19 protein-coding genes are annotated in these 26733 nt (G+C 60.7%); 8 read left to right on the top strand and 11 right to left on the bottom strand.

Annotated elements, in window-relative coordinates:
* The first annotated feature begins 176 nt into the window (after window positions 1-176).
* Window positions 177-1262, top strand: coding sequence for a sensor domain-containing diguanylate cyclase (locus LOY70_RS05160; RefSeq protein WP_265033913.1), 1086 nt, complete (start codon window positions 177-179; stop codon window positions 1260-1262).
* On the opposite strand, the gene LOY70_RS05155 is transcribed toward LOY70_RS05160, so the two are convergent.
* The 5 genes from LOY70_RS05155 to LOY70_RS05135 all read right to left on the bottom strand — a co-directional run bounded on the left by LOY70_RS05155 (window position 1246) and on the right by LOY70_RS05135 (window position 14557).
* Entirely contained in the window at window positions 1246-3597 is a 2352-nt protein-coding gene (locus tag LOY70_RS05155; protein ID WP_265033912.1) for a TonB-dependent receptor, read from the bottom strand. The two genes, LOY70_RS05160 and LOY70_RS05155, sit on opposite strands and share 17 nt — an antisense overlap.
* 1 nt (window position 3598) lies before the next feature.
* Window positions 3599-5998 (bottom strand): 7TM-DISM domain-containing protein, encoded by a 2400-nt coding sequence (locus tag LOY70_RS05150; RefSeq protein ID WP_265033910.1) that lies wholly within the window; start codon window positions 5996-5998, stop codon window positions 3599-3601.
* Window positions 5998-6834 carry a helix-turn-helix domain-containing protein gene (locus LOY70_RS05145; protein ID WP_265033908.1) on the bottom strand — a complete coding sequence of 279 codons (837 nt, stop codon included), beginning with the start codon at window positions 6832-6834 and terminating at the stop codon, window positions 5998-6000. The genes LOY70_RS05150 and LOY70_RS05145 overlap by 1 nt, the downstream gene beginning before the upstream one ends.
* A gap of 466 nt (window positions 6835-7300) precedes the next feature.
* Window positions 7301-8965, bottom strand: a complete 1665-nt coding sequence (locus LOY70_RS05140; protein WP_265033906.1) for a ShlB/FhaC/HecB family hemolysin secretion/activation protein — start codon at window positions 8963-8965, stop codon at window positions 7301-7303.
* Window positions 8966-9061: 96 nt separating this feature from the next.
* Window positions 9062-14557 carry a filamentous hemagglutinin N-terminal domain-containing protein gene (locus LOY70_RS05135; RefSeq protein ID WP_265033905.1) on the bottom strand — a complete coding sequence of 1832 codons (5496 nt, stop codon included), beginning with the start codon at window positions 14555-14557 and terminating at the stop codon, window positions 9062-9064.
* 412 nt (window positions 14558-14969) lie between these two features.
* On the opposite strand from LOY70_RS05135, the gene LOY70_RS05130 reads away from it, so the two are divergent.
* Window positions 14970-16478, top strand: coding sequence for a hypothetical protein (locus LOY70_RS05130; protein ID WP_265033903.1), 1509 nt, complete (start codon window positions 14970-14972; stop codon window positions 16476-16478).
* Between the two features lie 155 nt (window positions 16479-16633).
* Here the strand turns inward: LOY70_RS05130 and LOY70_RS05125 are convergent, their stop codons facing one another.
* Entirely contained in the window at window positions 16634-17179 is a 546-nt protein-coding gene (locus LOY70_RS05125; RefSeq protein ID WP_265033901.1) for a DUF4256 domain-containing protein, read from the bottom strand.
* Between the two features lie 141 nt (window positions 17180-17320).
* Here LOY70_RS05125 and LOY70_RS05120 point away from each other — a divergent pair, with 141 nt between their 5' ends.
* The 4 genes from LOY70_RS05120 to LOY70_RS05105 all read left to right on the top strand — a co-directional run bounded on the left by LOY70_RS05120 (window position 17321) and on the right by LOY70_RS05105 (window position 20798).
* Complete coding sequence (locus tag LOY70_RS05120) at window positions 17321-17932, top strand: DUF695 domain-containing protein (RefSeq protein WP_265033899.1); 612 nt, start codon at window positions 17321-17323, stop codon at window positions 17930-17932.
* Window positions 17933-18095: 163 nt separating this feature from the next.
* On the top strand, window positions 18096-19238 hold the full coding sequence (locus tag LOY70_RS05115) for a hypothetical protein (protein WP_265033897.1): 1143 nt from the start codon (window positions 18096-18098) through the stop codon (window positions 19236-19238).
* Window positions 19239-19288: 50 nt separating this feature from the next.
* Complete coding sequence (locus LOY70_RS05110) at window positions 19289-19993, top strand: hypothetical protein (RefSeq protein ID WP_265033895.1); 705 nt, start codon at window positions 19289-19291, stop codon at window positions 19991-19993.
* A gap of 388 nt (window positions 19994-20381) precedes the next feature.
* A complete protein-coding gene (locus LOY70_RS05105) occupies window positions 20382-20798 on the top strand; it encodes a VOC family protein (RefSeq protein WP_265033893.1) in 417 nt (138 codons plus the stop codon).
* A gap of 40 nt (window positions 20799-20838) precedes the next feature.
* On the opposite strand, the gene LOY70_RS05100 is transcribed toward LOY70_RS05105, so the two are convergent.
* Window positions 20839-21210: a PH domain-containing protein gene (locus LOY70_RS05100; protein ID WP_265033892.1), complete on the bottom strand. Its 372-nt coding sequence runs from the start codon at window positions 21208-21210 to the stop codon at window positions 20839-20841.
* Window positions 21211-21326: 116 nt separating this feature from the next.
* On the opposite strand from LOY70_RS05100, the gene LOY70_RS05095 reads away from it, so the two are divergent.
* A complete protein-coding gene (locus tag LOY70_RS05095) occupies window positions 21327-22376 on the top strand; it encodes a hypothetical protein (RefSeq protein WP_265033890.1) in 1050 nt (349 codons plus the stop codon).
* A gap of 201 nt (window positions 22377-22577) precedes the next feature.
* On the opposite strand, the gene LOY70_RS05090 is transcribed toward LOY70_RS05095, so the two are convergent.
* On the bottom strand, window positions 22578-23291 hold the full coding sequence (locus LOY70_RS05090) for a FadR/GntR family transcriptional regulator (protein WP_265033888.1): 714 nt from the start codon (window positions 23289-23291) through the stop codon (window positions 22578-22580).
* A 96-nt stretch (window positions 23292-23387) separates the two neighbouring features.
* Between LOY70_RS05090 and LOY70_RS05085 the strand changes: the two genes are divergently transcribed.
* Window positions 23388-24131: a FadR/GntR family transcriptional regulator gene (locus LOY70_RS05085; RefSeq protein WP_265033886.1), complete on the top strand. Its 744-nt coding sequence runs from the start codon at window positions 23388-23390 to the stop codon at window positions 24129-24131.
* Between the two features lie 125 nt (window positions 24132-24256).
* On the opposite strand, the gene LOY70_RS05080 is transcribed toward LOY70_RS05085, so the two are convergent.
* The 3 genes from LOY70_RS05080 to LOY70_RS05070 form a co-directional block, all read right to left on the bottom strand.
* The gene (locus LOY70_RS05080) at window positions 24257-24979 is read right to left on the bottom strand and encodes an oligogalacturonate-specific porin KdgM family protein (protein ID WP_265033885.1); all 723 of its coding nucleotides are present in this window, start codon (window positions 24977-24979) and stop codon (window positions 24257-24259) included.
* A gap of 132 nt (window positions 24980-25111) precedes the next feature.
* Entirely contained in the window at window positions 25112-25879 is a 768-nt protein-coding gene (locus LOY70_RS05075) for an ABC transporter ATP-binding protein (RefSeq protein ID WP_265033883.1), read from the bottom strand.
* A gap of 10 nt (window positions 25880-25889) precedes the next feature.
* Window positions 25890-26729 (bottom strand): ABC transporter ATP-binding protein, encoded by an 840-nt coding sequence (locus tag LOY70_RS05070; protein ID WP_265033881.1) that lies wholly within the window; start codon window positions 26727-26729, stop codon window positions 25890-25892.
* Window positions 26730-26733: the final 4 nt, after the last annotated feature.

Raw genomic sequence — 26733 nt, 5'->3', positions numbered from 1 at the left:
GACGTCGGCTCGTGAGCCTGGCCGTCCAACGTCTGACAGACCCGGCATAAAAATCTTTCCGTTTCATCCCTTCCCGCAAAGCTCCCATCCGCTCCAGCAAAGTCCCCGGCCAATCCACCCCTCGATAATGCCCACTTCGCTAGCCAGCCCCTTACCCGCCAGCCCCCTATAAACCCATGAACCTACGCACCTTCATCCGGAGCTATTGCCTCAACTCCAGGCTCGTCAGCAATGCCCTGACCCGCCTGCACGGAGCATTGTCTTCCCTGGTCCGCTACCTGGCGCAGCAAGGCTTCGATTCCAACACCTGGCCGGCCACCCGTGACGAAGCCCCCCTGGACCGTCGCCTCACCACCCTGTGTCCAGAGCTGGCCGCCACCGTGTTCAGCCACGCCCGCGAAGGCATCATCCTCGTCGACCCATACGGTCGGGTCATCGCCGTGAATGAAGCCTTCACCCGCCTCACCGGCTACGGCCAGGACGAAGTGAAGGGCCGCGAGTTGAATTCCCATCGCATGGTGCGTCGGCTCGCGGCGTTTTATGCGCCGATGAAGAACGCGCTGGATTTCCACGGGCACTGGTCCGGCGAGATTCAAAGCAACCATAAGGATGGCCGCGAAATGACGTCGCGCATCAGCATCAGTGCCGTGCATGACCGTCACGGTAACGTGCAGCACTATGTGGCGCTGCTCAGCGACATGACGCAGGTGAAACAACGCCTTCAGTTACTGGAGCGCGATGCCCGTTATGACGCGCTCACGCAATTGCCCAATCGGTTGCTGTTGGCCGAGCGGATGCGTCAGGCGTTGGGCAAGGCGCGGATTCACCAGCACAAGGTGGCCATCGCGTTCATTGATCTGGATGGGTTCAAGGCGCTCAACGACAGTTACGGGCATGACTGGGGTGATCGGGTGTTGCAGATTGTCGCGGCGCGGATCAATGCGACGCTGCGGGAGGGCGACACGTTGGCGCGGCTCGGTGGCGATGAATTCGTGGCGGGGCTGGTGGGTTTGCAAGAGGTGGAAGACAGCGAGCCTTTGCTCAAGCGGATGCTGGCGGCGGCCAATGCGCCCATCTTGATCGGTGCGCAAACGGTGGAGATTGCCGCGAGTATCGGCGTGGCGTTTTTTCCTGAGCATGGGCAGGAGGTCGATGCGCTGATCAGCAAGGCAGACCAGGCGATGTACCTGTCGAAAAAGGCCGGCGGTAATCGTCTGGCGTTTTGTCCGACCCGGTTTATTTCGCTCAATAGCGGAGCCTGACGGTGGTGCCGAGGGTTCTTTCGCTGCCGGTCATGACGCCGTAGTCACCGGCGCCGAGCAGTGAATAGACGGCGGTGATGTAGTTTCGGTCGAACAGGTTACGCACCCAGCCTTCCACTTCCCAGGCACGGTCCTGGCTGCGCAGCCCCAGGCGCAGGTTGGTGAGGCCGTAGCTGGGTTGATAGCTGCCTTCGCCGCCTTCGAGGGTGCCGTAGTAGCCGGTCCGGAAGCTGTAGTCGATGCCGCTGAAGGCTTCCAGCCCGTAGGGCAGCGGATGGGTGTGGTCGAGGCCGCTGCTGAGGTTCCATTCCGGCGCGTTGTAGAGGCGGTCGCCGCTGAGGTCGCAGGTCCATTGGCCCGAGGCCGGCGGGCACGGGGCGTTGGGGAAGCTGCGGTAGCGCGCATCGCTCCAGGCCAGGCCCAGGCGCCCGGTGAGTTGCGAAGTGAGTTGCCAGGCGGAGTCCAGCTCGATGCCGCGCAGGCGGACCTTACCGACGTTGATCAGGTTGTCCCGCAGCGGTGGCGCGAACACGGACGTCGGCGGGCTGTAGGTGAGCGCTTGGTAGTTGTCGACATCGGTCTGGTAGACAGCAAGGTTGAGCAGCGCACGTTCATCCCAGAAGCGCGTCTTCATGCCCAGTTCCAGCGACGTGGCGCGCTCCGGCTCGAAGGTGGGCGCGGTGAACGGGCCGACCACGTCGAAGTTGATGCCGCCGGCCTTGTAGCCCCGCGACCAACTGACGTAACCCATCACGGCATCGCTGAAGCGGTAGCTGGCGCTGAGCAGGCCGGAGACGTTGTCTTCTTCAATCGAGTCTTCGCGGTAATAAGCACGGCCGAGGGCGATGTCGCGCAACAACTGGCCACCCGCCTGGAAAACCGGCGGCAAGCCTGTCAGCGGGGCGAGGTTGCTGGCGTCGCGCGAGACCCAGCCGTCCTTGCGCTCCTGGCTGTAGCGCAGGCCGCCGGTCAGTTCGAGGGGGTCGATGGGGCGCCAGGAAACCTGACCGAAAATCGCCCGGCTGTCGCCCTTCTGCTCGCCGCCATAATGTTGCCGAGAGCCTTCCAACAACCGCGCCGGCACCTGCCTCGGATCGGTGAAGGTGATGCCATAGAGCTTTTGCAATTGCTCCAATTGGTCGCCGACGAACCAGGGCGCGGCGTCCTTGCCGAATTCGGTGTCGATCTCGCGGTCGAGCTGCTGGCGCAGATAGTAGAGCCCGGCGACATAATCGATGGACGAGCCGGCCGAGCCGGACAGGCGCCACTCCTGGCTGAATTGCCGGTGCCCCAGTTCGGTCTCGGACTGCGCGACCGACAGCGCGGAGCTATCGCTGTCGCGGGTGGCGCGGTAATCCCAGTCGCGATAGGCGGTGATGCTGGTGAAGCGCATCGCCTCGTCGAGGTCCCAGTTCAATTCCAGTGATACGCCGTTCTGCAGGGTTTTCGGGTGCCCCGGCGCGTCGATGCGGCTTTCGCGTTGGTAAGGGTCGGGCTCCGCCAGCGGATAGCCGACGAACTTGGCGCGCTTGCGTGTCTGCTGGCTGTAGTGATTGACCAGCAGGACGTTGCCGGCCTCGTTTTGCTCGGCGTAGTCGGCGATCAGGCGCGCACTGAAGTCCGGGTTCGGGGTCCACAGCAATTGCCCGCGCAGGCCTTGGCTGTCGGCGTCACCGAGGCGGGCACCGTCCTGGAGGTTCTCCACTTGTCCATCCACCGAACGCTGAAAGACATTCAGCCGCCCGGCCAAAACGTCGTCGCGCAGCGCCCCGGAAATCGTGCCGCGGTATTCCCGTAGACCGTGCTCCCCATAGCTGGCCTCAAGGTTGGCCTCGGGTTGGAACGTCGGTTGGCGGGTGATGATGTTCAGCGCGCCGGCAGTGGTGTTCTTGCCGAACAAGGTGCCCTGGGGCCCGCGCAGCACTTCGATGCGCTCGATGTCCATCAACTCGGTGAAGACCATGCCCTGGCGCGCCTGGTAAACCCCATCGACGTAGGTGCCGACGCTGCCTTCCAGGCCATCGTTGTAGGCGGTCGCGCCGAATCCGCGCAGGCCAAACCCGGCGTATCGGGCATCATGACCGGACACGATCAAGCCCGGCACGCGCTGTTGAATGTCTTGAAGCGTGTGCAGGCCGGCCTCATCCAGTTGCTCGCCATAGAGGACGTTGATCGGGATGGGCACGTCTTGCGGGTCTTCTTCGCGGCGTCGAGCAGTCACCGTGGTTTCGTCAAGCGTGAGGGCGCCGGGCGCCTCTTGACCGGCATTCACCGATGCCCAAGGCCACGCTGAAAGGCTGCCGATCAACAGCAGCCGGTAAACCCGACCCGGCATGCTAGAACTCCCGAGCCAGCACGCGACGCGCTGTGTCCGGGCTGGCCAGGGCCTTGACCCACGCCAGCAATTCGCGGCTGTCGGCGGGCTTGAGCAGTGCCGCATTAAACTCCAGGTCCTCTGGATAACCCTGCGGCCTGCGTGGCGGCACCGCCGAATAAAGCATCACGGGCAGGTCATGCCAGCGCTCGCGCACCTGTCGCAGCAATTCCCAGCCGTCCATGCCGGGCATCATCTGGTCGCTGATCATCAGGTCAATCGGCTGTTGCGCCAGGCAGGCCAAGGCCTCTTCGCCGCTGGCCGCCATGCTCACGTCAAACCCGTAGCCGGCCAGCAGGTCATAGAGCCATTCGCTGTTCTGCTCGATGTCGTCCACCAGCAGGACATGCTGGCCGGTGCCGTCAAACGGCGTGGCGTTGTTGTCGACAATGCCGTTTTCGAGGTCGTGTTCCTCGGCGCATTTGAGTTGCAGGCGAAAACTGAAGTGGCTGCCCTGCTCGGTGGCCTGGGGTTCGAGGCGGCTGTCCATGCGTTCCAGCAATTGCGTAACGATGGACAAGCCCAGCCCGCTGCCTTCATAGCGCTGCGCATTACGACCGCGACGGAACGGTTGCAGCAGTTGTTCGAACTCTTGCGGGTCGATGCCGATGCCGCTGTCGATCACGCTGAAATGCAGCTCCACGCTGTCGGCGGCGGCGCCTGGGCCCGCACTCACTGCAAAACGGATCTGGCCTTTGCGGGTGAATTTCGCCGCGTTCGCCAAGAGGTTCATGAGGACCTGCCGAAGGCGTTTGAAGTCGGCCTCCACCAGTGGCGGCAAGTCATCCGCCAGCACAGCCTCGAAGGTGTTGCCCTGGCGTGCGGCGAGAAAGCCCGCTTCGTCTACGACCTCTTTGAGGAAGCCGTACAGGTAGCCCGGCGCAAGGGTCAGTTGCATCTGCTCCAACTCGCCACGGGAAAACTCGAGCATCTCGTCGATCAGCTCCAGTTGCTGGCGGGCGTTGCGCTCGATGGTGGCTTGATAGTCGCGGTTCGGTCCGGCATGCAACAGACGCGCGTAGTCGATGATGCGCACCAGCGGCGAACGCAGGTCGTGGCTGATGCGGGCCATCAATGCGCTGCGGGCCGCCAGGGAGTCGCGCAACTGCGACGTGCGCAGCGCCACGGTGCTTTCCAGGCGTTCGTGCTCGGCTTGGCGTTGTTGTTCGAGCGTGGACAGGGCGTTTTTTTCGCGGTTGCGGCTGCGGGCCACTTCCATGATTAACGTGCACACCAGCAACATCACGCCCGGTAGTGTGGACGATAAGCTGTATTTGCTTTGGGGCGACTGCCAGGGCAATTGTTCCTGGGGGAAAAGCATCCGCATCAGCAATTGTGCAAGCAAGAGCCCCGACACCAGCCAGGCCAGCCAGCTGTAGCTCAGTCGTCTGCGCCAGGCCATGAACAGCGTGACGAACAGCACCCCGTAGAAACTCAGGAGGGATATCTGGACGATCTGCGCGCCCTGGACGGGATCGACTTTCAACCACCAGAGTCGCCCGAGCACACAACCCGACAGCGGCAGCCAATAGCTCCAGCCAATGACTTTGGGCAGGACGGACACCTGCAACAGCACGCGGAAGTAGGCGAGGAACAGGACGAACGAGATGGCGCTGGCGCAGGTCAGCAGCTCCCGTGTCCAACCCAGCGCGGCGGGCCAGTAGATCAGGTAGCCGTTGAGGATGCAGGTCAGCAGGATGTAACTCATCACCGCGCCCGCATTCACAGTCAACAGTCGGGAGCGCAGGATCCCGCCAACGATCAGGCCGAACGGCACGACCAGCAGGACGATGCCAAGGGTGAGCCCGTCGCTCAGGTAAGTCTGTTGCTGACTGCGCAGCAGCGCCGGTTCGGACCACAGTTCCGGCTCCAGCAACAGCTGAAAATGGCTCGTCACCCGGACAAACACCGTCACGCTCTCCCCCGCCGCCAACGACACTGGAAACGCCGGCTGACGCGCCGCCGGCTGGGGCCATTCGGCCAAGGGATAGGTGCCTCCGGCATGGGCCTCACGCCAGTGCCCGTCTACAGGTTGGTAGAGACGGATGTCGTCCAGGCGCGGCGCACCGATTACCAGCAGGCGCGAACACGCCACAGCGCTTGAGTTGGTAAGCGACACTTTCAACCAGAAGGCCGAGCGGCTATAGCTTTGGGATGGCCAGTTCGGGGGGGCGGCGCTGAAGCGGACGTCGGGCAGCTGCGCGACGTCCTCCAGGCTCAAGCTGGCCTGAGTGTCCTCGAAAACCCGCAGGACAGGCATCAGTTCCAGATGCTCAGCCTGGCAGATATCCACAGGCGCCGCGCGCAGCGGGCCTGTGGATAACAACCCTATCGCCAGCAAGAAAAGCTGTAGGAGCCGCATCAGGCGCGCCCGGCCGACTCGATTTCGGCGATGCCCAGGGTTTGCTGGCGAAACTGGCTGGGCGTCATGCCGATTCGCTGGCGGAAGGCCGTGGTGAAATTGCAGGCGTTGCGAAAGCCCACCAGTTCGGCGACGTCTTGCACGCTCATGGCGCTTTCGGCGAGCAAATCCTGGCCGCGCCGTAATCGCGCGTCGCGAATGTAGGCAAACACGGTCATCCCCAGGTGTTCGCGAAAAATGGCGGAGAGGCGTTTTTCATGAGTGCCGACTTTTTGCGCGAGCATGCCCAGGGACGGTATGTCGTCCAGCTGGTTTTCGATCAGGCGCATCGCCGCGCGCAGCACGATTTCATCGCCTTGCGGTTCCGGATCGGCCGGGCTGTCATGAACGGCCGGCGGCGCTCGCCAGGTCAATTGCAGGTGGATCTTGATGCGCGCCAGCACTTCCTCGGGGGCGCAGGATTTGGGGATGTAGTCCACCGCACCCACCGTCAGCCCTTCCAAGCGCTCCAACGACGTATTGGCCGACGACAGAAACAGGATCGGCGTATGCCGGGTGGCCGGTGCCTCGCGCAATAGCCTGCACAGGCTGAAACCGTCCATTTGCGGCATGTGCACATCCAGGACGATCAGGTCCGGGCGCAGGGCAAGGGCGCGTTGATAACCCTGGTAGGCATCGCTGGCCAGGGAAATGCGCCAGGGCTGGGTCTTCAACAGAATGAGCGTGGCGCGGATGTCTTCAGGGACATCGTCGATCAGCAGAATATGCGGCAACGTGTCGGACGCCGCCGCGCGCCCCGCCGTCGCTACCTGCCCTGCGTATCGTCCGTTGTCCATTCGCCAGGTCTCTTGTTGTGTTTAGCCAGGTCACTGTCGCGAAATTACCGGCCGAGGAATCAGGGGCCGGCAACAAACCGATATAGCGGCAGATCAAGTGAGAACTGAAGCTATCAAATTATTAATCGGCGATAAATGGTCGTCCCGTCTGGGGGCGTTCACCGATGCGGGACTTTATAGGCGGGGCACAGAGGCGTGTGGCGAGGGGAAACAGGGGGTGGCTGTGCCCGGACAAAAGCCCAGGCGGGATGGCTAAATTGGTTGATGCTGTTCACTTAACCGTGGCGAGGGGATTTATCCCCGTTGGGCTGCGCAGCAGCCCCAAAGTAGCAAACTCAATCTTCCTGACACACCGAGGTGCCTGATTTGAGGGCTGCTACGCAGCCCAACGGGGATAAATCCCCTCGCCACAGGTTTGTTGAACGTTTTGAATGACCAGCAATGCCTTCAGGTAGCCTTGAAACGATTAGAACTGGTAGCCGATCTGAGCGAGCAGTTGCGGGTTTTCCTGACGCGTATCGCTCTGCGCTTCGCCGCCGGAGTGGCGCCAGGCGACCGTTGCGTCGAACGAGAGCTGGCCGTATTGAGCGCGCAAGCCCACACCGCCGCCGGAGATGCTGCGGGTGTTTTCCTCATCGGCCCACTCGTTGTGGTTGATGCGCACCTTGCCGGCGTCCCAGAACAGGTAGGGCGTGAACTTGTCGATCGGGTAGCGCAGCTCGATCTGGGTCAGCATGCCTTCGTCGCCCGAACCTTCGCTTTGCGGATAAGCCCGTACGCCATCGATGCCGCCGAGGCTGAAGTCCTCGGAGGAGTCGAGGTTGTCGTTGCTCCACTGGCCGAGGAAACGGGCGAAGAGTGTGAAGTTGGCCGGCAGCGCTTGCAGACGGGCGAGGTCGACATTCACTTTGCTGAAGTCGCCCTCGGTCTGGGCGGTCTGACGGTCGCCTTCGCGCAGGGCCGAATCCAGCTTCAGGTCACCGTAGGTCAGCGTCGCGCCGCCGTAGGTGATACCGCCGCCAAACAGCGTGTCCCTCACGTCGAATTGCAAGCTGATGGGCAGCGTGTTGCTGCTTTTTTCAAAGCTCAGGCCCAGCACTTCGTACTTGTCCTCAAGGTCCTTGTGCTGGTATTGCCCGGCCAACATGAGGTTCGCCTGGTTGCTGCGCAGCAGTGGATAGCTCAGGCCGATGCTGCTGACCTTGGCGGTACCGCTGGCACCCAGGTCGGCGAATTCGGCGCCCAGGTCGTAAGCGCTCTGGGCGTAACCCACGTTGCCACGCAGGCCTGAGGTGCCCAATGGCATCGAGTAGCCGAGGCTGCCGAAATACAGGTCCTCATCGGTGGCCATCACCGCGGCGCTGAGCCGGTCGCCCAGCATCAGCGGGCTGTTCCAGTCGCCTTGTACCGTCAGGCGATTACGCCCCGAATAGCGGTTACCGTGGTTGTCCAGCGTGGCCTTGCCCTCGAAGGCCTCGGTCTTGCTCACCTGGGCATTGAGGTCACCGGTGCCGAGCGCTTCACCCGGGCGGATGACCGGACGAACAGCCACGCCCGGCAAATCGGAGAGCACCAGTATGCTGCGCTCCAGGCGGTCACGTTCGATCACGTCGCCCGGCTGCAAGTCGTCCAGGAACGGCTGCGCCTGCGCGGCCAGTTTTGCATCGTCGTTGACGGCGGTGACTTTGCCATAGCGGCCTTCGATCACGGCGATGGTCAGCTCGCCGTTCTCCATGCGTTGTGCCGGCAGGTAGGCGCGGGCGAAGGGGTAGCCTTGCTCGCGGTAGTAAAGCGTGACCTGCCGGGCCACTTCCCGCAACGCGTCCAGGTCAAGGGCCTGACCGATGGCCGGCGCGACGACGCGTTGCAGGCTGGCCTCGTCGATGCGCGTGTTGTCGGTGAAGCGGACGGCGTTGAGCTGGACTTTGGCGCCGCCGACTTTTTCCTGTGTTGGTTGCGGTGCTTCTACATCCAGGCGAATGCTTTGCGGCAGCTCCTGCTGCGGAATCGGCAGTTCCTGCAGGATACGGCCGGCGTCGGGGATCGGGCGGGCCGGCAGGGTCGCCGCCCAGGCCGGGGAAGTGGACAACAACGCCAGACCGGCGGCGCAGGACATCAGTTTGTTATGCATGGGATCAATCTCGAATAATTCGGCTTGCCTGAGCCCATGACCACGTCCGGGGACGTGGCCAAGGGTTCCTTCAAATGAAAAGGTGGATGTCAGGGATCAGGGACGCATGGCCAGACTCGGCAAGCGCACACCGCCGCGCACGACGAAAACGGTCTGCGGCGGGTAGGCCGCACACGCGCCGCCGCCGGATACACCGCCGTCGGAGCAGACGGTCCCGGCCAGTTCCCGCTCGCTGTCGGCGTTCTCGGCCTGGGCAGCCGAATCGCTGTCGCCGTTACCAGCGCCGTTCGCACGAGTGCCGCCCTGGTCAACCAGCAACAGACCGCCGTCGTCGACGCCGTAATCAGACCAGTCAGCCGGTTTCGGTTGGGCCGGGTTGAGCTCCGGGGCGTGCGGCGAAGTCACCTGCGCGCCGACGCGTGTCGCATCGGCGACGCTCTGCCGGACGGCTTCAATGTCAAACGACTGCGTCACCGTGAGGCTGGCGTTGGCCGGGCTGTTGACGATCGAGTAACCGAGGTCGGCCAGCCCACCGATGGTGATCAGGTGCGTGCCCAGGCTTGAATCCGCAACCGAATACAGTGGATTGCCGAGCATCTGCTTGGTGTCGCCGTTCCACAGACCGTTGGCGTCATAGCCGGCTATACCGCCGCCATTGAACGTGGTTCGGCCATCGAACGGCTTGGTCTGGGTGGTCGTACCGTTCGTGGACACCACCAGCGTCGGTTGCTCGCGATACACGGCATGAACGCCAGCATTGCCCAGCGCCCTGCCGAAATTGCTCTGCTGCTCGTCACTGTTGTAGCGGAAATTACCGCTGCCACTGCCGACCACATCCACCATCCGGGTGCTGCCGGCGAGGCTGCCGGTGTAGATCACCGCCCGGCCGCCGGCGCCGGTGGACACCGTCACGCCCGCGTTGGCCTTCACGTCACCGCCCGCGGCCACGCCCGCCGAAGCGGATTGACCGGCGTTGAGCACGATCGCATCGGCGGCATTGCTGGTGGTGCTGACGTTCTCGGTCAGGGTGATATTGCCGGTCGTCGTCACCACCTGGACCTTGCCGGTGTTGCCGATACCGACGATCTGATCCAGCTGGGTGCCGTCCAGTGCCGTCTCGGTCAACCTGCCGACGGTGACGTCGCTGCGGTTAACGAAGCTGACATCCTTCGCCCGGCTGGCGATATCGCCGACCCAGTTGCTGGCGTTGCGCAGATCGAAATCCCCGCCCTTGAGCGCCAGGCCATCGGCGGTGATGTTGCCGTTGGCATCCTGGGTGGTCTTGCCGCTGATGTTCAGGAACACGTTGCCGCTGGTCGCCAGCCCTTCGTCGATCGCCAGGTTACCCTGGGTGCCGATGCTGACGTCGCCGGTGTTGTTCACCCCGGTGATGGTTGTCTGCGTGCCGTCGGCATGGGTCGCGGTCAGCGAGCCCACCTTGAGGTTTGCGCTGTTGTTGAATTGGACCTTGCCCGCCTCACTGGCAATATCGCCGATCACGTTGCCGGTGTTGCCCAACGCGTAATTGCCGCCCAGCAGCACCAGGCCGTTGGCATCCAGCTTGGCGCCAGCGTCGCCGGACTGGGTGGCGTTGCCTCCCACTTCCAGGGTGATGATGTCGTCGGCACGGGTTTGACCATTGTTGGCGTCATCGCGTGGGCCATTTTCAATGGTGATACCTTTTGCCAGCGTCAGGTCGTGATCGGTTTTCAGGGTGACCGCTTCATCGGAGGTAATCCCCACGGTGCCGTCCACGACGCCCACCGTCAGGTTGCCGTTGCCGACGAATTTCAGGCTGCCGACATCGGCCGCGATGACACCTACGTCGTGCCCGCCCTTGCCCAGGTTGAAGTCGCCTTCGCCGCGCAAGGCCAGTTCGTCCGCGGTAATGGTCGCGCCAGTTGCCTGGGTCGCGCCTTTGCCCGCGTCGACGCTGAGCGTCAGCCCCTTGCCGGTCGCGCCGTCCTCGTCCGAGCCTTCGGGATCCTTGAGCGTCAGATCGCCCAGCAGGTCCAGGACGCCGTTTGCGACCAGGGCCAGATCGTCCTTGAACGTCGCGCCTTCATCGTCAACGGTGATGTTGCGGGTCTTGTCGTTGCCGATGACGACCTTGTCGAAGCCATCCTGGATATTGGCCAGGTCAGCGTCGGACAGCACCAACGGATCGTTAGGCCCGGTCACCTCCGGATCATCGCTACCACCCACATGGATATCCAGGCCTGGGGTCTTCTGCTGCAGGGTGAGACTGCCGCTACCGGAAACGCTCGCGGCGAGATCGATCTCGTCGGCGGTCAGGCTCGTATCGCCTTGGGTGAGCACTGCCTGGCCGACCGTGAGCGTGTCCGCGATAAGGTTCAGGTCGCCGGTCTGGGTCATGCCGGCAACCGGCACGCCCTGCGGGTTTGTCGGGGTCTGGCTATCGGGAATGGTCACAACGCCGACGGTCAGGTCATCGACATCGGCAAAGCTGACCGTGCCAGTGTCGCTGGCGATCGTGTTGACATCGTTGGCCGCGTTGTCGAGATCATGAACGGCGCCGTCACCCAGCAGCACCAGGCCATCGGCGACAATGGCGCCGCCGGCGGTCTGGTCGACCTTGCCGCCGTTGCTCTGCAACACCAGGACCGGGGCCGGCTTGGTGTCATCGTTACCGGTGCCCGGGGCGTCTGCCACGGTCAGTTGGTCATTGATATGGATATTGCCGGTACCGGCGTTGAGCACAAGGTTGTCGTTGATGCGGGTCGCTTCGATGATGCTGATGTCACCGGTCATGTCCGCGCCGCCGATGTTGACGGAGGTGAACCCGTCGCCCAGTGCACTGATGTCGGTGCCGGTCAGCTCCAACGAACCGGGGGCGTCGCCTGTGCTGCCGCCCACGGCAATGTTTTTGCTCGGGGTGTTGGTCTCGAGGGCGATCTTGCCGTTGCCGGTGACGCTGCCGGCGCCGCCGTTGAAGTTGATATCGTCCGCCTTGATGGCCAGGTTATTGTCGGTGCTGTTGAGGCTGCCGTTGAACGTAATGGAGCTGCCTTGCAAGCCCTTGCTGCCCGACGTGTTGGTCTTGATGTTATCGACGTACAGTGAGCCGCCGACCTGCTTGCCTGCGGTCTGGTCGAAACTCCCCGAAACGAACACGAATTTGTACGTGCCGGCCTTTTCAGCCGTTGCCGTATGGCTTTGCCAGTTCACCGCGCCCGTACCGTTGCCCGTTTCATTCAGGATGATCTGGTATTCGCCGGTATTGACGTTCAACAGATAGCCGAAGACATCGTAGGTATCGCCGCCCGCGACCGGTTTGTAGTCAAAACTGACCTTCTCCCCTGCCGCCAGCGATACCGTGCCCTCGCTCACGACCGAGGGGCCACGCATGATGCAGCCGGCGGGTGCGTTGAGGCAGTTGGAATTGTTCTCGGTCCCCAGCAGCAGCGCCGCGCCGCCGTCCTTGCCTTGGCCAGCAGCGGCGACCGGGGTGAGGGGTTTGTAATTCATGTCGCCCTGGTCGCCAGGCGACACGCTCGGCGCATTGCCGTTGGTTGGCGAGGTGGTCGGCAGTGTCGGGTCATCAGGCGATACCACGCCGTCCACCACGGTGACGCCAGTGAAGAACTGGTCTATGGAGGTCTTCCAGCCGACCAGGCCGTTTTCGAAATCGGCGTTCAGGAACTGCGAAGTGCCCATTTCAACGGCGCCGGTGTAAACCTGCTCGCCGCTGGTGAACACTTTAGCGCCGTTGATGTACGTCTTGCCGGCACCACTGGTGGTTGCATACAGGGAGCCGAGCGCGCTGTTACCGCCGACCATGTCGCTGAAGATGATCGAGCCCGAACCGGCGTCGACGCGCAGTTGGCGGTTGTTGGCAACCGCATCGGAGTCCACCACGCCGGCAAACACGATATTGCCGCCGTTGCTCTTCAAACTGACGTCGGTGTTGAGCGCGATTTTGCCGTTGAGAATCAACGCCAGGCTGTTGCCATTGCCTGCACCACTGGCGTCGATATCGCCGTTGAGGAAGATATTGCCGAAGACGTAGCGGCCTGTTCCGCCGTCGTTGTGCCCAGACTGCAACGTCAGCGTCCGCTCACCGCTGATGCTCAGCGGGGTGTAGTCGCCGTTCCAGTGAATGGAATTGTCGGCCTTGATCGCCACGTCAGTGCCGCCGGCCAGGGCTGTGTTGATCGCGTTGAAACCGACCGTGACGTCTTGTCCGTTGGCGCCGCCCGTCAACCCTCCGTCACCCGGCCCTACCGTGACACTGTCCGGATCGAGCAACCACAAGCCACCCTTGCCGTTTTTAGCCGAAGCATCGGCGGCCTTGCTCACGGCCAACTTAGCGCCGCTGGTCTCGATCTTGCCGCCGTCGCCGCCCTTGGCGCCGCCGGTGGCCTTGAGCGTGCCGTCCACGCGGGTCACGCTGCCCGGTTTCTTGACATCCGACCAGGCCACCACGGTGCCGCCCTTGCCGTTGTCGGTGGCCGATGCATCGAGCAGCGCACCTGCGGCGATCGTGGTCTGGCTGGCCTGCTTGATCGTCGGATCCTTGCCTTGCCAACTGCCGCCCACATTGATTTCGCCGCCACCCTTGGCCCCGGTGGCGTCGAGCTTGGCGCCAGCCTGGATGGCCACGCGCTCGCCGGTCACGACGATCTTGCCGCCCTTGGCAGTGCTGGAGGAAACATCGATGCGTCCGGCGACTTGCACATCACCCCGGTCGCCCATCAGCGTGACCAAGCCATTCTCACCGACATCCAGGGAGCGCGCTTCGATCAACCCGGTGTTGTTGATGACGGTGCTCGCCAGGGTTTCCGCCGCGCGGGCGGTGAGCAGGATCCGGCCGGCATCGGCACGAATGGCGCCGCCGTTTTCGATCAACGCTTGAAGCGCACCTTCTTTCACTTCCAACTGCACCGGCCCGCCCAGGTCGAGCGTCACGACACTGCCGGCGCCCAGCAGTACATTGCCCTTGTTCGCAGTGATGTTGCCTTCGTTGACGATTTTTGCGGCGATCAAGGCAATGGTGCCGCCTTGCGCTGCGTTGATGTTGCCCTGGTTGACCACCGATGCGGCGCTGTTGCCACTGAAACGGTAGTTGCCAGCGAGGAAATCTTCCGTGGTCAAATTGAGCGTGGAGGCCACCAGGCCGCCCACGTCAACCTGTGCGCTGGGGGTAAACAGGACGCCGTTGGGGTTGACCAGGAATACCTGGCCGTTGGCTTTCAGCGCGCCCTGAATCACTGACACATCCGAGCCCAACACGCGGTTCAATGCGACCGACGCCGCGCCAGGCTGGACGAACTGGACGGTGTTGCCTTTGCCGACGGAAAAGCTCTGCCAGTCAATCGCGAGCTTATCGCTGCCCTGGTGAATGGCCATGTTGTTGCCATTTTGCTGAATGCTGCCATTCCCCGCCACGATGTTGCCGCCGGAAGGCAACGCCCCCGCCGCGGCGACCGAGGCGAAGACACTGCCGCCTACGCCGATGACGAGGCTGAGCGATGTACGGCTTTTGTCTTTGCCGTGACTCTTGACCAACTCGGATGCCACCTGCCACGCGCCCATCACGGCATTCCAGACGACTCGGTAAACTTTATTCATTTTTGTTCACTCATCCTTAATACGCCGGGTCGTGCCATGACGACCAGGCGGTTCGCGTCGACTAATCAAATGGAAAACCGCATCCGGACGGATGACGGCTTGAAATCCCAAAGTGCTCCGTTCCATCATGTCTGCGATAAGCGGGGTGATACCTTTGCTGGAGCACCCATGGCTTTTGATTGAGGGGATCGAGTGGTTTTTTTTTGATGGCGGGTGTTCGACACCGCAATACCGGTGGGAGCGAGCTTGCTCGCGATAGCGGTAAACCAGCCGCCATTGATGTTGCCTGAACTGACCCTATCGCGAGCAAGCTCGCTCCCACAGTGGCCTGTGCCCGGCCTATCATCGCTTTGGGGCTTCGGCGGTGTGCAGCTAAGATGGCCGCAGAGAAACCACAAGGAAGACAGGCGTGATGCAATCGCAATTTGATCCGTTGGTTCATATCGATTGGAAAACACCAGGCGGCGAGTTGCTTGCGCTGTTACAGCACTACTATCCCGACATCGGCGTGTTTGCCGGGCCGTCCTTCGAGGCGCTGCTGGATGAGCTGTCCAATGAGATGCCCGAGGTCTGCTTCGAGGCGCTGGCGCCGGTGTTGGCGGGTCAGGGCTATGACTTGTGGAACCTGGACGCCGGTGGCGATGATTACCGGCCGGTCATTGTCCCGGCCGGTCAGCGCGAGGCGTTTGCCAAATATTGGGAAAAACAGCGCACTGAGCCGAGGTTCACGCCGGGCTTGATCGAGCCGCCCAAGCCTGCGGCCGCCGAACGCAAACCGGCCAAACCCAAGCGCGGCAAGGTGAAGTGGCTGCAAGAAGTCCATGACTACCCCGGCGCCACCTATGTGCACGAATACAACTACCGCAACGGTTGGGCCGCGATTACCGAGCAGGACGAAGACCAGTGGCTGTGCTTCCTGATTGATTACAACCAATGGCCGCCCGCCGAGCAGGACATGCTCGAACACCGGACCGACGGCGTGGACGGTGCGGATTTGCAACTCATCGATGCCGATGCCCAGCGCAGCCTGTGGAAACGTCGGGTCATGCGCGGCGATTACAGTGCGGACGACCGTTACCAATACGAAGTTCGTCAAGGCGATGAGATCGCGGCCTTCGGGCCTGCCGGGGTGCAATGGCCGGAGTTTGAACAACCCTGCGTGGTGGTGGGCTCGGCGATATTCGAACGTCAACGCATCTACGAACCCGAGCATTTGACGCGGATCTGGCGCATCACGGCGCACAGCAGCGAGGCGATTTTCGAGTACGCGGATGAACTGACGATCCTGCCCATCGGCCCTGGCCGCTTGCTGTTCATGCAACACAATGGGCCGCTATGCTGGATCTGGAATCAAGACCCTCCGCACCCGGCCATCGTCGCCCGGGCAATGCCTGCCGAGGGCTATAAACTCAGGGCGTCAACGGCTTACCTGGGGGGTGACGAGGTGCTGCTGTTCAGCGAAGGCGCGCGGCAGAACGTTGAGCATTCGGGTTATCAGGAGACGGTGCTGTTGGCGTGGCGCTTCAACTTCGTGACCGGCGCTACGACGAAAGCGCTGTTGGACGGTTTCGGCAGTGAACTACGCCAGGACACGCGCCTGCTGGTCACGCAGCCCAAGCAGGTCATCACGTTGCGCACGTTTCATGGGCAGCTTCATGTTGCCCGGGGGCACGGGGATTGGTGGGTGTGGAATTACAGCGCCAATACGTTTGGCACACACACCCTGGCCTGGTTCTGGAATCAGCGCAGCCATGAGGTGGTGAAGCTGTCTTCCAAGGATATTGCGCGGGTGAAGCCGCAGATTCGTTACGTGGCGGCGCAGGATCGGTATCTGGCGTTCGAGACGGAGTTTGTCGCGCGGTTGCCGGGGTTCAGTAAGATGGTTGAGGCCAAAGGGTGTGAGGGATTGGTTTTCGAGTGATCGATCTCTGCCGCCCTCAGAAAAACACAGCGGACTGCATCGCTAGCATTTTTCAAATGGCATTGCACCGTGGTGGATGGCTTTGGGGCTGCTACGCAGCCCAACGGGGATAAATCCCCTCGCCACAGTTCCTTAGCGCCCTCTAATGAATGGGCTCAAACCCGCAGCAACCCGCGAAACCCTCGCGCCGCGTAATACGACTGCACGCCATTGTGGTAAACGAACACCCGGCCATAACGAAAGTCACCGAAAATCGCCCCGCCGAGGGCGCGAAGCCCAGGGGGCGTTGCCAGCCAGCTGGAAGTCTTGGCATCGAACTCGCCAAGCTCCTGCAACGCTCGGTACTGGTCTTCCGTCAGCAGGGCGATACCCATCTCTTCGGCCATTTCAACTGCGCTGCCTGTTGGCTTGTTTTCCTTGCGTGCGTCCAGGGCCGCGCGGTCGTAGCAGAGGCTTCTGCGGCCGGTCGGGCTTTCTTTGGCGCAATCGCAGAAGATGATAGCGCCTGTTTTCGGGTCGAGGCCGATCACGTCTGGCTCGCCTTCAGTGGCCTCCATGGCTTGGAGGGATTTCAGGGCGTTGGGGTTATTCTCGAGCTTGGCCTGGACGTCGGCCCAAGGAATGTCTGGGTGACGGTTCAGGTTTTGTTCGAAGCGGGTTTTCAGGGTTTGGAGAAAACTGTCCTGTTCTTGTTTTTTCATGGTTTGGGCGTCCGCTGGTGATCGGTCGTCCAATGATAGTGACTCCAACGCTGAAAGTTGGAGTCACTATCGGTCGCCGCGCTCAGATCCCTCTGGCAGAATCGCGCCGCGAACCAGATCCGAGTTAAAGGAATAATTCCGATGATCACAGAAAAAACCAAGCAACATCTCGGGCGTAGCCAGATGGGCGCGCACAACCGCCTCCGGCTATTGGTACTGGCGGGCTTAGTGCTTGTTGGCTGTTCGAGTCCCAAACCCCATCTACCCGAACCCGTCAGCCGGGACCCATGCCTGGATGCAGGACCGGTCAAAAGCCAGGCGTTCGATCGTTGCGTAGCTGATCGAAAAGCTCGAAAGCAGGAGGCACTCAGCGTACTTCTCGACGATGGCCCCTCCCACGGAAAAGCCCTCGCAATCGTCGAGATAGACGAGCAGATCTGCACGAATTCGTTATCACCTGCTGAGGAACAAGCGCTCCCCGTATCGGTGATTGTCAGCTGGAAGTTTTCATCCAAGACGGTCATGCCGACACCCGAAGACGCTGTCCGAATGAAGAAGATGGAAGAACTATTACTGCCCGCCGTGGCGAACAAGGGCTCATCGAAGTGGCTGTGCACATTCACTTCTGAACACCAGCGGGAATGGCTCTTCCTCACACGAAGCTATGAAGACTTCTGCGCTCAAGCAAGAGAAGCTCTAAGGGCAACCGGGCCATACCCCATCGAATTGAGAATAAACGGATCACACCAATGAGATCCGAGAAGCATAAACTCGAATACCTACGCGAAGATTTCCGTAATCCAAATCGAAACATGGAGTAGGAATAGAACCTAATATCCACGGCGGAATATCATGAATTTTGCACGCTATCAAAACCCATGATACCGTGCTGAAATCCTGATATGGACAAATGACCATGACCATCCCCCACCAAGACCACGATCTCCCCGAAAGGCGTGATCTGATCGAGCTCAAAGTCTACGTAGAGAACGTGTTAGGCCTGAAGCTGCGCTTGAAACCGTGGGAAAACGTCAAGATCCTTCCGTATGCGTTGCGTGACCGCTACGAGTTTTTCGTCACGGAAATCTTCGGGGCTGGCTGCCTCATTCTCAAGGAACGTCCGCAGCGCGAAGCCAGCGTTGCGGATGTCGCCAAGCATATTCAAGCCATCCACAACTTCCAGGCATACAGCAAGTTGCCCGAGACAGGCGACCTGATGATTTTCGTCACCGACACGCTCCCCAGTTATGACCGCAAGCGACTGGTGGAGAAAGGCGTCCAGTTCATCGTGCCAGGCAATCAACTTTTTCTTCCGGCCTTTGGCATGGATTTGCGTGAGTACTACCGCCAGCGCCTGGAAAAACCCCAGGTCCTGAGCCCCGCCACCCAAGCCATGCTGATTCAATACCTGATCAAAGGATGGCATCCCCCCTTCCTGATCACGCGCGCAGTCTTCGAGCAATCCTTTACCTACGCAAAAATGACCGTCACCCGAGCGATCAAGGAATTGACCGACTTGGACATTGTTAAGCCAGGAAAGGAAATGGGTGAGGCCGCGATCCTGTTTCACTTATCTCCCAAGGAGACTTGGGAAATGGTAAAGGAATCCATGCGCACTCCGGTCAAGAAAACCCTTTGGCTCAATGTTGTTCCTGAGGCGTTTGATACCCCAATGCTGCTGGCGGGAGAAACGGCCTTGGCAGAGATGAGCCTTCTTGCCAGCCCAAAAGTCCCTTGCGTTGCAATGACCGCGACGCAGTTCGATCAGATTCGGGCCCGCGCGCAGTCTGAAACGACTGCGGCCTACGGGGAAGAATTCGGGGCTTGGGGCTCAACTTCAAAAACGGCCAAGTCGAAACTCGAGAGCACGGCACCCTACTTTGAAGTGCCGCCAAACCATGCTGCGTGCTGCATTCAGTTTTGGAGTTATGAGCCACCACGCAGCAACATCGCCACGGGTACGGTAGACCCATTCTCTCTCTATCTGAGCCTCAAGGATGACCATGACGAACGCGTGCAAATGTGCCTGGATGAAATGATGGAGAACGTGAAATGGTAGTGGGTGTCGATCGGTTTCGAGAGTATTTCAGGGACTTCCAGGGCAGCTACGTGTTGATCGGCGGGGTGGCCGCCTCGATTGCCATGGAGGAACTGGGTGAGGAGTTTCGACTGACCAAGGATCTGGATATCGTCCTGGTCGTCGAGGCACTGGATCGTGCGTTCGTCGGGCAGTTCTGGAAGTTCATCAAGGACGGCGGCTATGCCATTCGCCAGAATGGGGACAGCGATGGGGACTCGCCGGTTTTCTATCGTTTCCAGAATCCTGAGGACAAATCCTTTCCCATTCAGGTCGAGCTGTTTTCCCGAGTGCCGGATGGCCTGGAGCATGAAGAAGCGGCCAGAATGACCAAGATTCCCGTGGAGGAACAAGCCGCCAGCCTGTCTGCGATCATTCTTGATGATGAGTACTACACCTTTCTGCTGGCCGGCGTGGATCACACCCAGGAAATCAGCCACATCGGTGCCGACCGGCTCGTCCCCCTCAAAGCCCATGCCTGGCTTAACAAGAAGGCGCTGCTTGAACAAGGCATTGCCGTGGACAGTCGCGATATCAAAAAGCACTTCAGGGATGTGATCGTACTGGCTGTCGGTCTCACTGAGGGCATCGCCCAATTACCGGAACGACTGGCGCTCGATTTGAAATCGTTTCTTAACCAAGTGCCTGCCGAGCTTGCATCAAATCCTCAAGCCTACAAAGGCGTGGATGGCGACCGCTTGATCAAAACCATTCAAGAAGCTTTCAGTCTCGCTTGAATCAGGTTTTTTGCACGGTATCAGAAGCCCTGATAGCGTGCGAAATTTCTGTGACAATCAACGCCTGTGGAAAGGCTGGATCAAGACCCGGACGCAGTGTTCTGAAAGGTTTGCTCGACCCTACGCTTGCTCGGTCACAACTATCGCCTCAGGCAATATCACTCAAATTGTGGGGGCGAGCTTGCTCGCGATAGCGGTCTTCTGAACATGCAGTGTTGAATGTGCCTTCGTCTTCGCGAGCAAGCTCGCTCCCACAGGGTTTTGTGTCTGACTTGGGCATTTCACACGGCAGCAGCCCATCCGTGGGCCGACTTCTGCGATGACATTCCAGCGTTGGAGGCTAAGGTGAAGTAACCCATAGTACCCACCCCCGAACCAGGAGGCCTATATGAAGAACTTCACGATTCAACGTATTGACCACATCGTCCTGCGTGTAAAAGACCTCGAGCGCAGCCTCGCTTTTTATACGTCGGTGCTCGGTTGCGAGCTCAAGAAGCGCCGGGACGATCTAGGCATGCTTCATCTGGGCACTGGCGTTTCGATGATTGACCTGGTGGCGGTTGACGGTCCCCTTGGTCGCCAGGGTGGGCCGGCGGCCGGGAAGCAAGGACATAACGTCGATCATCTCTGCCTGCGTATCGAACCGTTCGATGAACAAGCCCTTCTCGCTCATTTGACTTCCGCCGGTCTGAGCGTTGAGAAAGCCCAGATGCGCTATGGCGCGGAAGGAAAAGGCTGGTCGATCTATTGCTTCGATCCGGACGGCAACCAGATCGAGTTGAAGGGCCCGGCGTTGGAGCCCTGAGTGCCCACGGCGGATTGGCGATGGGCATTGAGTTTGCCGATCAGGTCAGCAGGTGTTTGGAGATCACCTTGGAGACTTCCACAATTGCGGTCTTGCCGGTGAACTCGAACTTCACTTTGCCCAGGGATGAAAAGTAGATCTCCAGCTCAGAGTCCAGATCAAAGGTGCCGGAGGTTTCGACCGAGTAGGCGACGATGTTTTTGTAGGGCAAGGAAGTGAAGTCCTTTTTGCTACCGGTGATGCCTTGCACGTTGACCGCGATGATGCGTTTGTTGGTGAAGACCACACCATCACGCATGGACTTATAAGCGTCGATGACCTGTTCGCCGTCCAGCAACAGGGCCTTGACGCGTTCGGCGTATTCGTCGTTTTGCTTGAGCTTGAAGAAGCCTTTGTTGTTGAAGTCGATCATCAATAAGTCCTTGTAGAGAAGATAATGGGTGGCCTGCGGCTCAGCAGCAGGTTATGGACGCAATAGTGGCACTTCAGTAGCATTTGCCAACTTTATCGATCCATCAAGGATGACCCATGCTCACCCTGCCCCGCTGCTCTTCCTCGTTGTTAGCGTTATCGGCGTTGTTTGTATTACTCGGCGGCTGCAGCGTCAACGGCAGTTACCCCGACGCCATCGAACCGGACGCCGCCAAGTTGCGGTTCGTCGCCAATACCAGCAACGCCACGCTGGACTATTTCGATGCAGCCCATTGCGACGGGCAAACCACGGGCATTCTCAACAACCTGCTGTTGAGTGATACCGCGCGGCGGGTGGGCATGAGCGTTCCGGCGCCGAAGAACGCCAAGGGCTATCTTGAGGTCAAGCTCAAGCCCGGCGAGCAGATTCACCTGCGCACCAACATGAACACGGGTTATGCCGTGTGCGGCAAGGGCTTCAACTTTACCCCCGAGGCCAATGCCGAATACGAGGTGACCTTCACGTCCGAGAAGAACCTCTGCCTGACTCAGTTGCAACGCTTGCAACGGGTCGACGGCAAGGACGTGCGCACACCGATCCCGATCCAGAAAAAAGACTTCCCCGCTTGCGCCGGACGCAATCCGCTGTTTCCCAAGACCTACCCGGACACGCCCCATCGCCTGGAGCTGATGAACCGGGTCATCGACAAAAGCCTGGTCGTCACCGTGAAAACCGATCCGGCCAAGGAAAAAGTCGAGCCTTATTCGCCAGAGAAACTGGACACATTGATCAGCGAACGCAAGGCCAAGCTCGGCTTCGAGCTGCCGGCTGAGTACTGGACGCTGTACCGGGAAAACCTGAAGACATTTGGCGATGACATGGCGCAGAAAAAAGCGCGCTCGATGGAACGCTTCAAGGAGGAATACCAGGTGCGCCTGCGGCAGTTGAAGGATGAGCAACTGGAACAATGGGCGTTGCCCAAAACCGCCAATGCCAAGCCGGAGAAAGCCGAGATCGATCTGGACGTCGCGATGATGGTGGAGTACTTCCGCATCGGCAATGGCGTGACCGTCGAAGCCGTGGATCATCATTTGGAAAGAATGGCGCAGATGGATGAGCGTTACGGGGTATGTGCAAAGTTTGCGGAGTGCTGGAAGCGCAACTAGCAGCCATGGGCTGTAGCGCCGTCATCGCGAGCAAGCTCGCTCCCACAGGGGGGCGGTGGTGGATAAAGCATTTGCACACACCCGAGATCAAAAACTGTGGGAGCGAGCTTGCTCGCGATGGCGGTGTGTCAGCCACATCAATGTTGACTGATCCGCCGCTATCGCGAGCAAGCTCGCTCCCACAATGTTCTGCGGTGGAGGTTATTGCGCCGTCAACTCCACCACACCCCGAACCCGCTGCTGCATATTGATCAAATGCAACCGCATCGATGCCCGCGCTGCTTCCGCATCCCGCCGCGCCAGCGCCGCATAGATCTGCTCGCGCTCTCGAACCAGCAACGCCCGGTTCTCGTCCGTCACCACAGGTCCGACCTGCTGCACCACCGCGATCAGCGTGTTGCCCACATGGGCCATGGCATCGATAAAGAAGCTGTTGCCGGTGCACTGGGCTATCTGCAAATGGAATTCGAAATCCACCCGGGCGCTTTCGTCATCGGCAGCCTCCAGGGCATTCGCCGCGTCGAGCGCTTCTCGCATCGCCTGCAACTGCTGCGCAGTGGCCCTTTGTGCAGCGATGCCGGCGGCTTCCACTTCCAGGCTCAAGCGCAGTTCGATGACGGCCAGCGCGTCGTAGGCGCCACCCTTGACGTGTTTGCTGCCCTGGAAATCACCGGGACGGGCGGTGTCGACTACGAAGGTGCCGATGCCGTGACGGGTTTCCACCAACCCTTCGGCCTGGAGCCGCGACATGGCTTCGCGGACCACCGTCCGACTGACGCCGCGGTCCTTGATGATGACCTGTTCGGTGGGCAACTTGCTGCCCGCAGGCAGTTCGCCGGCCAGTATCTGCTGCGTCAGGTCGACCACCAGTTGCTGGGTCATGCTCAGGCGTCGATCGGGTGTGACACGGTCCATTGCACCTTTCCATAAAAGCCAGACGATCGCGCATTATAGCCGCGACCTCGCGGCGAAACGCACTATAATGCCCGCTGATCACCCAAGAGCAAGCCGATGACGGATCAAGCGTTATCTCCACTGAACAAGCCACGCCGCCTCGCCGAAACACTGGTCGACCGCTTTGCCCAGCGCATGCGCGAAGGCATGCTCAAGCGCGGCGAAAAGCTCCCCACCGAAGTGCACATCATGGAGGCCGAAGGCGTCAGTCGTTCGGTGGTGCGTGAGGCGCTGTCGCGCTTGCAGGCGGCGGGGCTGGTGGAGACGCGCCATGGCGTCGGCACCTTTGTTCTGGACATGCCGGCACCCGAGGGCTTTACCCTCGGCCCGGCGACGATTGCCACGTTGTCGGATGTACTCAGCCTGCTGGAGTTTCGCCTGAGCCTGGAGGTCCAGGCCGCCGGCATGGCCGCCGAACGCGCAACGCCCGAAGCCCTGGCCGAACTGGCCCAGGCGTTGGAGGCGTTGCTGCAAGGGCCGGAAAAGTCCGGCACCACCATCAATGCCGATTTCCAGTTCCATCTGAAAATCGCCAAGGCGGCCGGCAATTACTACCTGATCGACATCATGAAACACCTGGGCACGAAGCTGATCCCGCGTACCCGCATGAACTCCGCCTACTCCGGGCAAAGTGATCGCAGTGCTTACCTGCAAGGGATCAACGCCGAACATCAGCAGATCTTCGATGCTATCGCCAGCGGCAATGTCGATGCGGCGCGGGCGGCCATGTACCTGCATTTGAGCAATAGCCGCATGCGCCTGCGTGAAACCCAGCAACGGCAGGCGTTCTACAACGAGTAATCCCTGCCCTCCTGTGGCAGCGAGCTTGCTCGCGATGGCGGTGTGTCAGCCACATCAATGTTGACTGATCCGCCGCTATCGCGAGCAAGCTCGCTCCCACAAGTTGATCCCGGTGCTTCAACAACTTAGAAAAAGTTGTATTGAATACCGACCCGCAGACGCAGTTGGCGATCATTGTCGACCGAGTTGACTTTGATATCCCCTACTTCAAAGAACGGTGCCCAGCGTTTGTCCCATTTGTACTTGACCACGGCATTCTGCTCATAGTCGTCGGTGCCGCCGTTATAACGAATGTAGTTGGCATCGAAGTAGGTCAATTGATACTCATAGGCCCACGGCCCCTGGTTCGCGTAGTTGACGTAGACGTCGTAGCGATTGATCTTCTGATCGTCCTGGCCGTTGTCCGGTACGTCATGGTCGATCTGGTCGCGATCCAGCTTGGATGAATCGTAACGGTAGCGGCCGGCGATGCTCAGCTCCTTGGTGATTTTGTAGCCCAGGCGCATGCCCAGTTTGTAGGTGGTGGATTCCTCGTCGCTTTCCATGGCGAACGAAGGTGTCAGCGTCCAGCGATCATCGATCTTGTGCTGGTAGTTGACGGTAAATTCATGGCCGCTGCCGACGGTGTTGTCGAAGGCGACGTCTTCACGATCCCCGGCGGTCTTGTATTTGAGTTCACCTTCCAGGCCTACGCCATTGTCCAGGCGCATGCCGAACTTGGCGCGGTCGGCGTGCATCCGGGTTTGTTCCGCATATTGATGACGGACGTTGATATAACCGGTGTCGGCCACGGCAACCAGCGAAGTGAACAACGAAGCAAACGAAAGTACTGCGAGTGTCTTTTTCATGTTTTTTATTCTTGTTGGTTGAAAGGTTAGTTAGGGCAGACGCTAAATCACAGGCGAGCGCGTGCGCGGCATTGATACCTGGGCTTCAACGCTTTTTACGGGTTAAAACAAGTACAACTGATTAATGGAAACTCAAACAGCGATGGGCACGCGCTGTATGTCGCGGCTGGCTTGTACCAACAAACGGGTATAGGCGTGTGTGGCACCGTCGTTCGCCAGAAGCTGACTGTCGAGCGTCTCCACCACCCTGCCCTGTTGCATCACCGCCAACCGACCGCACAAATGCGCCACCACCGCCAGATCGTGGGTAACCATGAGGTAGGTCAGCCCTTCCTGACGGCGCAAGTCGGCCAGCAGGTTGAGGATTTCCGCCTGCACCGAGACATCCAGCGCCGAGGTCGGCTCGTCCAGCAACAGCACTCGGGGCCGCAGGATCAGCGCGCGGGCAATCGCCACCCGTTGGCGCTGGCCACCGGACAACTGGTGCGGATAACGGAAACGGAAGCTGTCGTTCAAGCCGACCTTGCGCAGAATCTCGCTGACCTTCTGCGCGCGTCCGTCGATGCCGTGGATGCGCAAGGGTTCTTGCAGCGCGGCATCGACGGTGTAGCGCGGATGCAACGAGGCATACGGGTCCTGGAACACCATCTGCACCGTGCGGTAGTGGTTCAGCGGCAGGTTGCGTGTCACGGCCTGGCCGGCGACCTGCAGTTGGCCGGTCCAATGCTGGTACTGCCCGGCCAGGCAGCGCAACACGGTGGTCTTGCCCGAGCCGGACTCCCCCACCAAACCAAAGGCCTCGCCTTCGGCCACGTTCAAATCGACGTCGTGCAGTACCGCGTTCAGTGATGCGCCGGTGCCGAAACTGAGGTTCAGGCCGGCGATTTCAATCATGCTCATGACAGGTTCCTCAAGCGTTCAACCAGAGTGGGTCACGCTGCAACACCGGTAGCGTGGCGCGTGGATGGTCCAGGCTGGGCAGTGCGGCCAACAGGCCACGGGTGTACGGATGGGTGGCTTGGTCGAGGTCGGCGGCGGCAATCGACTCGACCACGCGACCGGCGTACATCACCAGCACGCGGTCGCAGAAACTCCGCACCAGGTTCAGGTCGTGGCTGATGAAGATCAGCCCCAGGTCACGCTCGCTGACCAACTCTTCCAGCACGTTGAGCACCTGTCGGCGCACCGACACGTCCAACGCCGAAGTGGGTTCGTCGGCGATGATCACCTGGGGATCGGTGATCACCATCATGGCGATCATGATCCGCTGGCCCATGCCGCCGGAGACCTCATGCGGGTACAAATCGTAGACCCGCTGTGGGTCGCGGATGTGCACCTTGGCGAGCATGTCCAGGGCCCGTTCGCGCGCTTCGCGATGGGGCACCTTGTGGTGGGCCAGGTACGCCTCGGCGATTTGTTCGCCGACCCGCACCACCGGGTTCAGCGAGTACTTGGGGTCTTGCATGATCATCGACATGCGCGCACCACGAATCGCCTGGATCTGCTTTTCGCTGGCGGCCAACAGGTCGATGTCGGCGAAGCGCAAGGTCTTGGCGGTGACCCGCGCCGTCGGCGGATGCAGGCGCAGAAGACTGCGGCCAACGGTGGATTTGCCCGAACCGGACTCACCGACGATGGCGAGCTTTTCCCGGCCCAGGGTGAACGACACGTCACGCACCGCCAACGAGGTTTTGCCGGCGTTGCGGAACTCCACACACAAGTCCTGCACGGCAAGTTTTATCTCAGTCATGGGC

Origin of the sequence: Pseudomonas sp. B21-054 (assembly GCF_026016345.1) — a bacterium.
GTDB lineage: Bacteria > Pseudomonadota > Gammaproteobacteria > Pseudomonadales > Pseudomonadaceae > Aquipseudomonas.
Note: the sequence above shows the minus strand (reverse complement) of the source record. Positions and strands in the feature narration are given on the sequence as shown.